We start from the raw sequence: 10,733 nt of genomic DNA, 5'->3' as shown, positions 1-10,733 counted from the left end.
GACCCGCACGCTCTACGACGAGGCCACTGCCTGGTCACACCACGCAACCCTCCCAGCCACAGCTTGACACCGCTACGGCATGGGATGTCTGACACCGGTCTCGCCTGGCACCGGTCCGGCCCGGGACGGCTGCACCTGGGGGCGGGATCAGTCGGCGAGTGCGGCGACGGTCTCCCGGGTCAGTTCCTGTGCCCGGGCCACCGTCGCCGCCAGCTCCTCGGCCGAACCGCCGGGCGCCGCCAGCAGGGTGCGCAGGCGCGGTCCGAAGTCCGCTGGTGCGGCCGGCAGTTGCTCGGCGAAGGCCAGCGCCCCCTTCTCGTTGAGGTACCAGCGGCGGTGGTGGGCGTACAGGGCCTGGGTGAGGACACCGAACGCGCGGGACAGGCAGAGCGAGACGTGCAGGACGTCCGTACGGGCGGCGCCCTTCGCGGCGGCGTCCAGCAGGAACCCTGCCTCCCAGGCCGCCGCCGTCAAGGCCTCGCGGAGCGGCTCGGGGTAGGTCGCGGTCTGCTGCTGGAGCTTTGCCAACTCGCCCGTGGGATCGGCCAGTACCTGCCCGAGCGCCACCTCCCCGGCGTAGCAGGGCGACCAGAAACCGAGCGGATGGCCCGGTTGCACCCCCGCCTCGTAGCGGCCCTCGCGGCAGTCCGCCCACACCCGCTCGACGCGGTCCAGGTCCCGCAGGATCCAGTCCACCGCGACCCCGTCGACCCGCAGCCACGCGCCGCCGTTCACCCATGGCCCCCACTCGCCCGGCCCGGCCACTTCCACACCGGGCCCGGCCAACGCCCGTAGCGCGTCGAGGTCGAGGCCGCCGCGGTAGTACACCCCGAGGTCCCAGTCCGACCCCGGCCGGTGCTCCCCGCGCGCCCGGCTCCCGCCGAGCATCACCCCCACCACGCCCGGAACCAGCGTCAGTTGCCCGGCCATGCCCTCGATGATCCCTCGCATGGAAGGAGTCTGACAGAACGAAGGTCGAGGATGGCGAAGGAGGTGAGAGAGGGGAAGGGGAGGTGCATTCACTCCCCGCCACTCTCAATGTATAGCGCACGAAGGGACTTGCGGCAAGGCCCCGGTCATGCCGCAGAATCACCAACTCAAGGCCAGGGCCAGCGAAAACGGGAGAGTCACGAAGTGCGTGTGGTGTTGTCGACGTATGGATCGCGCGGGGACGTCGAGCCGCTGGCGGGTCTGGCACTGCAACTGCGGGAGCTGGGCGCGGAAGTGAAGGTGTGTGCGCCGCCGGACGAGGAGTTCGCGGTGCGACTGGCCGAGGCCGGGATCGAGCTGGTGCCGGTCGGGCAGTCGGTGCGCTCGCTGGTGAGCGCCCCGCCGCCGGCGCCGCAGGACTTCCCCAAGCGGGCGGCCATGCTCGTCGAGCAGTTCTACGAGGCGGTGCTCGCGGAGGCCGAAGCGGGCGGCGCTGTGGTGGCGACCGGGCTGTTCCCGGCCGTGGCCGGTGCGCAGGCGGCGGCGGAGAAGCTGGGCGCGCGCTTCGCGTACGTCGCCCTGCAGCCGACCATGCTGCCCTCCCCGCACCACCGGCCGTTCGAGTACCCGATGCAGCCGTACCCGGCGGAGGTGACCGACAACCGGGAGCTGTGGGAGCTCAACATCGGGACCACGAACGCCCTGTTCGGCGAGCCGGTGAACGGCCACCGGGCGGCCGTGGGGCTGCCGGTGGTCGAGAACGTCCGGGACCACGTCTTCACCGACCGCCCGTGGTTGGCCACCGACCCGACGATCGGTCCGTGGCTGCTCCCGGCCGACCTCGAGGTGGAGCACACCGGCGCGTGGATCCTGCCCGACGACCGCCCGCTGCCCGCCGACCTGGAGGCCTTCCTGGCCGCCGGCGAGGCACCGGTGTACGTCGGCTTCGGCAGCATGCCGCTGCGCGACGCGGCCGGCGCCGCCCGGGTGGCCGTCGACGCGGTCCGCGCGCAGGGCCGCCGGGTCCTGCTCGGCCGCGGGTGGGCGCAGCTGGCCGAGGTCGACGACGCGGCGGACTGCTTCGCCGTCGGCGAGGTCAGCCAGCAGGCCCTGTTCCCCCGGGTCGCCGCCGTCGTCCACCACGGCGGCGCGGGCACCACCACCACGGCCGCCCGGGCCGGTGCGCCCCAGGTTCTGGTGCCGCAGATCGTGGACCAGCCGTACTGGGCGGCGCGGGTGGCCGCGCTGGGCATCGGCGTCGCCCACGACGGCCCCACCCCGACGGTCGACACCCTGTCCGCCGCGCTCCGGCAGGCCCTCGCCCCCGAGACCCGCGAGCGCGCGGCGGCCGCGGCCGGCGAGATCCGCACGGACGGCGCGGCGGCCGCGGCGAAGCTGCTGATGGGCGCGGCGGGCTGACGGCGGCTTCGGAGGACGGGGCGAGTGGGAAGTCGGCGGAGCCGACTTCCCACTCCCGTGCTGGGCGGGTGCGGCTCAGGAGACGGGCTCGGTGAGGTACTTGGCGCCGCGGTCCGGGAGCTTCCTGCCGTCCGTGTCGAAGAACTGCCAGGACTTCGCCCGCATCGTCCCCGGGCGGGCCACCACCAGGCGGCGGGTCGGGGAGTCGCCGACGGTGACGGGCGCGGGCTCGGTGGTCGTGCCGTCCTCCCAGGTCACCACCACGCGTCCGACGTCCGGACCGATGGAGATCATCACCAGGTCCGCCGGGGGCAGGATGCCGTCCTTGCTGCTGCGGCCCACCAGGCCGCCACCGACGACGGTGCGGTCGCGCGGGTCCAGCTTGCCCGGGGACGGCGTGGTGCCCTCCGAGTCGTGCCCGAGGCGCACCCCGTCCAGGGTGAAGTAGGTGTTGATGACATCGGAGTTCGGATCCCAGTACTGGGCGACGAACTCCGGAGTCGGCTTCGCGACGTTCGAGTCGAAGGGCGCGCGCTCCTGCCACACCGCGAGCGCCTGCTCGTACGCCCGCTCCTTCGGTGCCACCGGCCAGAGCGCCTGCCACAGCTCCCAGGTCCTGCCGTTGGCCACGCCCTGCCCGAGCCGCACCCGGACCGGGGTGAACGGGTCGCGCACGGCGGAGGAGGTGGTGGCTGCTGTGGTTGCGGGTGCGGCGGCGGTGCCGGTGCCGGCGGCGGAGACGCTCCGGGCGGCCGCCGGGTCCGGACGCAACTGCGCCAGCGCCCCGCCCGTCAGGGCCACCACCGAGGCCAGCGCCACCACGCCGACCACCGTACGGCGGCGGTGCCGCAGCCGGCGGCCGCCCGCCAGGATGTCCGCCACCGGCGGCGGTCCGACCCTCGCACCGTCCGCGGCCTCGGCCATGGCGAGGCCGATCCACGGGTCCTTGTCGTCCAGGTTCGCGTTCACGCCGTTCATGCCGCCCATCCCGCTCATGCCGATCCTCCGATGTGTGCCGTGTCCTTGAGCCCCACCAGCTCCGTGACCTGCCGCAACCGCGCGATGCCCTTCGCGGCGTGGCTGCGCACCGCGCCCACCGAGCACCCCATGGCGGCCGCCGTCTGGCTGTCGCTCAGGTCCTCCCAGTGCCGCAGCACTACCGCCTCCCGTTGGCGCGGCGGCAGGGTGGCCAGCGCCGCCAGCAGCGCCCCGCGCTGGTCGGACCGGGCGAACCCGTCCTCCTGCCCGGCAGCGTCCGGCACCGCGTCCACCAGCAGCTCCGGCGGCCGGCGCCGCCAACGGCGGGCGTGCTGGTTGACCAGGATCCGCCGCACATAGGCGTACGGATCGTCCGCCCGGCGCACCTTCGACCAGGCCGCGCAGGCCTTCTCGGCGGCGGACTGCACGAGGTCCTCCGCCGCGTACTGCTCCCCGGCCAGCAGGTAGGCCGTCCGGAGCAGACGCGGCCAGACCGCGATGATGAACGTCTGGATCTCGTCGTCCCGCCCGCTCTTCGTTTCTCCCATGAGCACCTCCTCACCGACCCAGAGCCCGGGGGCGGCCGGAAGCGCTTACTCCCGTCCCGGGGTCCGTTCACGTGGTGCCACGGGCGGGTGGGCCGCGGGGGATCGGTGGGGGCGGGTGGGGGGCTGACGCCGATCGGACATGCGGGGACATGCCGGGCAGGGGGTCCGTGAGCTTCGTCAAATCGATTGGGGACCGGCCACAGACCCGCTAGCATCCGCCCGATGATCATTTCTCATGACGTAGCAGGCAGTGGGCCCGCCGTGGTGCTGCTGCACTCCTCGGTGTGCGACCGACGGATGTGGGACGCGCAGTGGCAGCCGCTGCTCGACGCCGGGTACCGGGTGGTGCGGGCGGACTTCCACGGGTTCGGCGAGTCGCCCCTCTCGGAGGTCCCGTACAGCGATGCCGGGGACGTCCTGGCCCTGCTGGACCACCTGGGCATCGAGTCCGCGGCGCTGGTCGGCGCCTCGCACGGCGGGCGGATCGCCCTGACGGTGGCCGCGCTGCGCCCGGAGGCGGTGACCGCGCTGGCGCTGCTGGCGCCGGGCATGCCCGGGCACCAGCCGAGTGAGGTGCTGCGGGCCTTCGGCGGGCGCGAGGACGAGCTGATCGAGGCGGGGGACCTCGACGGGGCAGTCGAGCTGAACGTCGAGACCTGGCTGGGTCCGGAGGCGGACGAGGCGGTCCGCGAGAGCGTCCGGCGGATGCAGCGGCACGCGTTCGACGTGCAGCTGGAGGCGACGGTCGGCCCGGACAAGGAGGAGGTGGACCTCTCCCTGATCACGGCCCCGACCCTGGCGGTCGGCGGTGCGCACGACGTGCCGGACTTCCGGGAGATCGCCGCGACCCTCGCGACCGTCCTCCCGAACGCCCGGCACGTGGAGCTGCCGTGGGCCGGCCACCTGCCGAGCCTGGAGCGGCCGGAGGAGACGATGGCGCTGGTGCTGGACTTCCTGCGGGAGACCGTGCAGGCGCGGTAGTCCGAGCGGGAGCGGGGCGTGGGAGGTCGGCCGGTCCGACTTCCCACGCCGACCGCGTCCGCCGCGGCGGCAACCCCTGGGGCGGGGGCGGAGGCGCCCGGACGGGCGGAGGCGCCCACGCGGGCGACTATCGGCCAGGGCGGGGAAACCCGGGACTCGAACGTGTGTCGGGCGCCATCATGGCGGGGTGCACTTCATCTCGGAGATCAACTCGGACGGCGTTTCGCAGCGCGGCTTCACCCTGGACGGGGTGCCCGGTGTGCTCTGGCAGCCGGACGGCCCGCCCCTCGGCGGGCGGCCGCTGGTGCTGCTCGGGCACGGTGGGGGCGGGGACAGGCTGACGGTCGCGGAGCGGGCCCGGCGGTGTGTCACGCGGTACGGGTTCGCGGCGGTGTCGCTGGACGCGCCGGGGCACGGGGAGCGGCCCCGCAGTGCGCAGGACGAGCGGTTCGTCACGGAGATCGGGGAGTTGCTGGCCGCCCGGCGGCCGATCAGTGCCTGGGTGGCACGGCACACGGCGGCGCTCGCGGAGCGCGCGGTGCCCGAGTGGACGGCCGTACTGGACGCGCTGGACAAGGCAGGGGAGGGCCTCGGGCCGGTCGGGTTCTGGGGGTTGTCGCTGGGCAGCGTGGTCGGCATCCCGCTCGCGGCGGCCGAACCGCGGATCACCGCCGCGGTGTTCGGGCTGACGGGGCACGCGGCGCAGGCGGAGGCGGCCCAACGGGTCCACGTGCCACTGGAGTTCGTCCTGCAGTGGGACGATGAGCTGGTGCCGCGCGAGGGGGCGCTGGCGCTGTTCGACGCGTTCGGCTCGCGGGAGAAGACGCTGCACGCCAATCCCGGCGGCCACCTGGAGGTGCCGGAGTTCGAGGTGGAGGCCTCGGAGCGGTTCCTGGTCCGGCATTTGGGCCGCGGGTAAAACTTCGCAAAGAATTCCTCACAGCGGTGAACTCCACGGCCCTCGACTTCAACAAATTGTTGCAGCTCAGCGGCCTGATGGTCACGCTTCGTCCGCGCCTCGTAGCTCGCCGTGCGCGCCCACGTTCGCATTCCGTAGGAGTACGGTTCCGGAGGAATCGCCGGGGGTCGTGTCCAAACCCGCCGGCCGTCCCGGACATTGGTGCGAAGCATGGGTCAGCAGCAAAGTGAGGAGAGCACGGTCGGGACCGCACGTCCGGTATCCGTCAGATTGGTCGCCGAGGTCCTGCGCGGTGTCGCTCAGGTCGATTTCATGCCGTCCGTGGTGTGCGGACTCCTGTTCGTGGCCGCACTGTTCGCGGCGAGCCGGCTCGCGGGCCTGATGGCCTGCGCGGGCAGCGCGACCGGACTGCTCACCGCCTGGGCGCTCGGCGCGCCCGCCGAGGACACCGGGCAGGGGCTGCTCGGCTACAGCGGTGTGCTGGTGGCCCTCGCGCTGTGCGGGGTGTTCCTCGCGCCGAGCCGCTGGAGCGCGGGCTACGCCCTGCTCGGCGCGGCCACCGCCACCGTCCTGACCCCGGCGCTCGCCGCGATCTGCGCGCCCTTCGGCGGTCACGCCTTCACGTGGCCGTTCGTGCTGACCGCGATGCTGTTCCTGGCGGCCGTACCGGCCGTTCCCCGCCTACGCCGGGTCTGATTGTCGGCCTTTCCGTCTTTCTTGTCGTCCCGTCTTCCTGTCTTCCCCGTCGTCTCCGTCCAACTGCCTCGCACATCATCGGATCCTCGGAAAGGAAGAGTGATTCCCGTGAATCTCTCTCCGCGTGAGATGGACAAGCTGTACATCTACGTCGTGGCCGATCTGGCCCGCAAACGCCGCGACCGCGGCGTCAAACTGAACTACAGCGAGGCCTGCGCGCTGATCAGCGAGGCCATCATGGAGGGCGCCCGGGACGGCCGCACCGTCGCCGAGTGCATGGAGATCGGCAAGCAGGTCGTCGGCAACGCGGACGTCATGCCAGGCGTGCGCGAGATGCTGCCGCTGCTCCAGGTCGAGGCCGCGTTCCTGGACGGCACCAAGCTCGTGTCCTGTCACGACCCGGTAGGTGCCTGAGCCATGGCCCGACCCCAGTCCGCCACCGTGGTGCTGGCCGGCGGGCACGAGAGCGACGGCGGCCGGGACCTGGCCGGGCTGGTGGCGCACGGGCCCGCCGTCCCTGCCGCCGCCGCGGCCGCCGTCCACGCGGCCGTTCCGACCGGCCGTCCGCTCGGCGAGGCCGTACGGTCGGCGCTGGCCGCGGGCGAGGGGCCCGTGTGCGTCGTACCGATGACGCTCGGCCGCGACCCCCGGCTGGTGGCCGACACCGCCCGGACACTGCGCTGGCTCGCCGCCGGGGAGGGACGCGGACGGCTCGCCCTGACCGCCCCCTTCGGCGCTGCCGAGCACCTCGTCGGCTGGCTGCGCGCCGCTGCCGTCACCGCTCCGGACGGCGCGGTGCTGGTCACCGCCCCGGCGGCCGGGCCCTTCGAGGACGCCGAACTGTTCCGGATCGCCCGGCTGGTCCGCCAGTACGGGCGGCACCGCTGGGTGGAGGTGGCCTTCGAGGGCGGCGACCCCGACCCGGCCGAGGGCCTCGCACGCTGCCGCCTGCTCGGCGCCCGCGAGGTGACAGCCGTTCCGGCCTCCTTCGGCCCGGCCCTGCGCAGCGCGCCTCCGGTCCTGCCGGACGGCGTGCGGGACGCCGTCCGGGACGGCGGTCCGCTGCTGCGGCCGGCCGCGATCGCCGGGGTGGTCGCGGCCCGGACGGCGGCGGCGCTGCACCTGCTCGGGCACGGGGAGGACGGCATCCTGGCCGGTCTCGACGCGGAGCACGGGCACGGCCACGCGCACAGCCACCCCGCCCCGGCGCACGCGCACAGCCACCCCGTCCCGGCGCACGCGCACCCCCACGCGCACGCACCCGCACACACCCCCCACTGAACCGGCAGAGAGGAAGGCCGCCATGTCCGGTGGTGCCGCATACCTGTACGGCGACGAACCGGTGGAGATCAACGCCGGCCGCGCCAAGGCCACCGTCACGGTCAGCAACACCGGTGACCGGGCGATCCAAGTCGGCTCCCACTACCACTTCTTCGAGGCCAACCGGGCCCTCGACTTCGACCGCAACGCCGCCTTCGGCAAGCACCTGGACATCCCGGCCGGCACCGCCGTCCGCTTCGAGCCCGGGGACACCAAGGACGTCACGCTCACCGAGTTCGGCGGCCACCGCCGTCTGGTCGGATTCAGCAACCTGGTGGACGGTGGCACCACCGCGCCCGCCACCCGCGCCCGGGCCATCGACCGGGCGATGGCCCGCGGCTTCAAGGGCACCAACCTCGAACTCACGGAAGCCCCCGCGGACTTCACCACGGAAATCCGCTCGGACCTCCCCTCGGGGACCCGCCAGGAAGGCGCCCGCTGATGGCCATCCTCCCCCGCAAGCAGTACACCGACCTGTTCGGCCCCACCGTCGGCGACCGCTTCCACCTCGCCGACACCAACCTCGTGGTCGAGGTCGAACGGGACTTCAACCAGGGCCACTACGGGGACGAGGCCGTCTACGGCGGCGGCAAGGGCATCCGTGACGGCATGGCCCAGGACCCGGCCGCCACCTCCGTCCAGGGCGCGCTCGACCTGGTCATCACCAACGTCGTCGTCCTGGACCCGGTGCTCGGCGTCGTCAAGGGCGACATCGGCGTCAAGGACGGCTTCATCGCCGCCGTCGGCAAGGCCGGCAACCCGCACACCCAGAGCGGCGTGCACCCCCGGCTGGTGATCGGCCCCGGCACCGAGGTGGTCTCCGGCGAGCACCTGATCGCCACCGCCGGCGGCATCGACACCCACATCCACTTCATCTCCCCGCAGCAGGTGCGGGAGGCGCTGAGCAACGGCATCACCACCCTCATCGGCGGCGGCACCGGCCCGTCCGACGGCACCAACGGCACCACCTGCACGCCCGGCCCGTGGAACATCGGGCGGATGTACCAGGCGGTCGAGGACCTGCCGGTCAACGTCGGGCTGCTCGGCAAGGGCAACGGCTCCCTGCCCGGCGCGCTGCGCGAGCAGGTCGAGGCGGGGGTGTGCGGCCTCAAGGTGCACGAGGACTGGGGCAGCACCCCGGCCGCGATCGACAGCGCGCTGAGCGTCGCCGACGAGTACGACGTGCAGGTGGCCATCCACACGGACACCCTCAACGAGTCCGGCTACTTCGAGGACACCCTGTCCGCGATCGACGGGCGCACCATCCACACCTTCCACACCGAGGGCGCGGGCGGCGGCCACGCCCCCGACATCATGCGGATCGCCGGCGAGCCCAACGTGCTGCCGTCCTCCACCAACCCGACGCTGCCCTACACCGTCAACTCGGTCGACGAACTGCTGGACATGGTGATGGTCTGCCACCACCTCAGCCACGACATCCCCGAGGACGTCTCCTTCGCCGACTCCCGGGTGCGCGCCGAGACCATCGCCGCCGAGACCGTCCTGCACGACGAGGGCGTCATCTCGATCTTCTCCTCCGACTCGCAGGCGATGGGCCGGATCGGCGAGACCTTCACCCGCGCCTTCCAGACCGCCCACCACTGCAAGGACCGGCGCGGCAAGCTGGCCGGCGACAGCGAACGCCACGACAACGTCCGGGTGTTGCGCTACCTCGCCAAGCTCACCATCAACCCGGCCGTCGCCTCCGGCACCGCCGAGCACATCGGCTCGCTGGAGCCCGGCAAGCTCGCGGACATCGTGCTCTGGCCGATCAACTCCTTCGCCGCCAAACCCAAGATGGTGATCAAGGGCGGCGTGATCAACTGGGCGCTGATGGGCGACCCGAACGCCTCGCTGCCCACCCCGCAACCGGTCTACTACCGCCCGATGTTCGGCGCGTACGGGCGGGCCCGGCAGGCCACCCGGGTCTCCTTCATGTCCCAGGCGGCGGTGGACCTCGGCGTCCCCAAGCAACTCGGTCTGGAGAGTCGGGTGTTGCCGGTGCGGCGGTGCCGGTCGGTCGGCAAGCAGCACATGGTGCGCAACGACGCGCTGCCGAAGATCGCGGTCGACCCGGAGACGTACAAGGTCACCCTGGACGGCGAGCCCGCGACCATCGAGCCGGCTCGCGAACTGCCGCTCAACCACCTGTTCTACCTCGCGTGAGCGGCGACTCGCGGGTGAGCGGCGACTCCTGGGTTGGCGGCTCCTCCGGGGACGGGCTGGACGCGCTGCTGGTCTGCCTCCAGCTGACCGACTCCGCCTTCCCTAGCGGCTTCTACACCCTCTCGCACGGACTGGAGGGCTACGCCCAGGCCAAGGCCGTCACGCCCGACACCCTGCCCGAGCTGCTCGCCGACCTGCTGCGGCACGGCGTCGGCCCGTCCGACGCCACCGCGCTCGTCCTCGCCCACCGGGCCGCCTCGGCGGGCGACCTGGCGCTGCTCGCCGAGACCGACCAGCGGCTGTACGCCACCAAGCTCAACCGTGAGCTGCGGCTGGCCGCCACCCGGACCGGGCGCCAACTTCTCGACATCGCCCGGGAGTCGGTGGGCGGCGAGCCGCTGGAGCGGTACGCGGAGCTGGTCGCGGACAAGCGCGCCCCCGGCTGCCAGGCAGTGGCCGCCGGGGTGGCCCACGCCTCGGCCGGCGTCCCCGTCGAACAAGCCGTCACCGGTGACCTGTTCGCGTTCTGCACCAGCTTCGTCGGCGCGGCGCTGCGACTGCGGCTGACCGACCACCGCCGGGCGCAGGTGGTGCTGCGGGCGACCGCGCCGGTCATCCGGGAGGTCGTGGCGGCCGCGCTGGTGCGGGAGTTGGACGACCTGGGCGGCTGCGTACCGGTCGCCGACACGATGTCCGGACGGCACGAGCGGGCCGAGGCCCGGCTGTTCGCGAGCTGACCCCCTTCTTTTTTTCGTACGCAACTCGGGACCAGAGGA

General features: G+C 73.1%; 12 protein-coding genes. 9 read left to right on the top strand and 3 right to left on the bottom strand.

What is annotated here, in order from left to right:
- Positions 1-147 precede the first annotated feature (147 nt).
- On the bottom strand, positions 148-951 hold the full coding sequence (locus ACZ3TI_RS04730) for a DUF4037 domain-containing protein (RefSeq protein ID WP_465723302.1): 804 nt from the start codon (positions 949-951) through the stop codon (positions 148-150).
- 183 nt (positions 952-1,134) lie between these two features.
- Between ACZ3TI_RS04730 and ACZ3TI_RS04725 the strand changes: the two genes are divergently transcribed.
- Entirely contained in the window at positions 1,135-2,349 is a 1,215-nt protein-coding gene (locus ACZ3TI_RS04725) for a glycosyltransferase (protein ID WP_465723300.1), read from the top strand.
- A 75-nt stretch (positions 2,350-2,424) separates the two neighbouring features.
- Here ACZ3TI_RS04725 and ACZ3TI_RS04720 read toward each other — a convergent pair whose 3' ends face one another.
- Both ACZ3TI_RS04720 and ACZ3TI_RS04715 read right to left on the bottom strand, forming a co-directional pair.
- Positions 2,425-3,345 (bottom strand): hypothetical protein, encoded by a 921-nt coding sequence (locus tag ACZ3TI_RS04720; RefSeq protein ID WP_465723298.1) that lies wholly within the window; start codon positions 3,343-3,345, stop codon positions 2,425-2,427.
- On the bottom strand, positions 3,342-3,875 hold the full coding sequence (locus tag ACZ3TI_RS04715) for a SigE family RNA polymerase sigma factor (RefSeq protein ID WP_465723296.1): 534 nt from the start codon (positions 3,873-3,875) through the stop codon (positions 3,342-3,344). The genes ACZ3TI_RS04720 and ACZ3TI_RS04715 overlap by 4 nt, the downstream gene beginning before the upstream one ends.
- Before the next feature lie 222 nt (positions 3,876-4,097).
- Here ACZ3TI_RS04715 and ACZ3TI_RS04710 point away from each other — a divergent pair, with 222 nt between their 5' ends.
- From ACZ3TI_RS04710 to ACZ3TI_RS04675, 8 genes are all read left to right on the top strand, one after another.
- Positions 4,098-4,856 carry an alpha/beta fold hydrolase gene (locus ACZ3TI_RS04710; RefSeq protein ID WP_465723294.1) on the top strand — a complete coding sequence of 253 codons (759 nt, stop codon included), beginning with the start codon at positions 4,098-4,100 and terminating at the stop codon, positions 4,854-4,856.
- 187 nt (positions 4,857-5,043) lie between these two features.
- Positions 5,044-5,775, top strand: a complete 732-nt coding sequence (locus ACZ3TI_RS04705; protein ID WP_465723292.1) for a dienelactone hydrolase family protein — start codon at positions 5,044-5,046, stop codon at positions 5,773-5,775.
- 210 nt (positions 5,776-5,985) lie between these two features.
- A complete protein-coding gene (locus ACZ3TI_RS04700) occupies positions 5,986-6,471 on the top strand; it encodes an urea transporter (RefSeq protein ID WP_465723290.1) in 486 nt (161 codons plus the stop codon).
- A 108-nt stretch (positions 6,472-6,579) separates the two neighbouring features.
- Positions 6,580-6,885 carry an urease subunit gamma gene (locus ACZ3TI_RS04695; RefSeq protein ID WP_363652535.1) on the top strand — a complete coding sequence of 102 codons (306 nt, stop codon included), beginning with the start codon at positions 6,580-6,582 and terminating at the stop codon, positions 6,883-6,885.
- 3 nt (positions 6,886-6,888) lie between these two features.
- Entirely contained in the window at positions 6,889-7,752 is an 864-nt protein-coding gene (locus tag ACZ3TI_RS04690; protein WP_465723288.1) for a sirohydrochlorin chelatase, read from the top strand.
- 22 nt (positions 7,753-7,774) lie between these two features.
- Positions 7,775-8,233, top strand: coding sequence for an urease subunit beta (locus ACZ3TI_RS04685; RefSeq protein WP_465723286.1), 459 nt, complete (start codon positions 7,775-7,777; stop codon positions 8,231-8,233).
- Positions 8,233-9,957 (top strand): urease subunit alpha, encoded by a 1,725-nt coding sequence (gene ureC, locus ACZ3TI_RS04680; RefSeq protein WP_465723284.1) that lies wholly within the window; start codon positions 8,233-8,235, stop codon positions 9,955-9,957. The genes ACZ3TI_RS04685 and ureC overlap by 1 nt, the downstream gene beginning before the upstream one ends.
- Positions 9,954-10,694, top strand: a complete 741-nt coding sequence (locus tag ACZ3TI_RS04675; RefSeq protein WP_465723282.1) for an urease accessory protein UreF — start codon at positions 9,954-9,956, stop codon at positions 10,692-10,694. Before ureC ends, ACZ3TI_RS04675 begins: the two co-directional genes overlap by 4 nt.
- Positions 10,695-10,733 lie beyond the last annotated feature (39 nt).

The organism is Kitasatospora sp. NPDC023120 (assembly GCF_055560835.1).
Note: the sequence above shows the minus strand (reverse complement) of the source record. Positions and strands in the feature narration are given on the sequence as shown.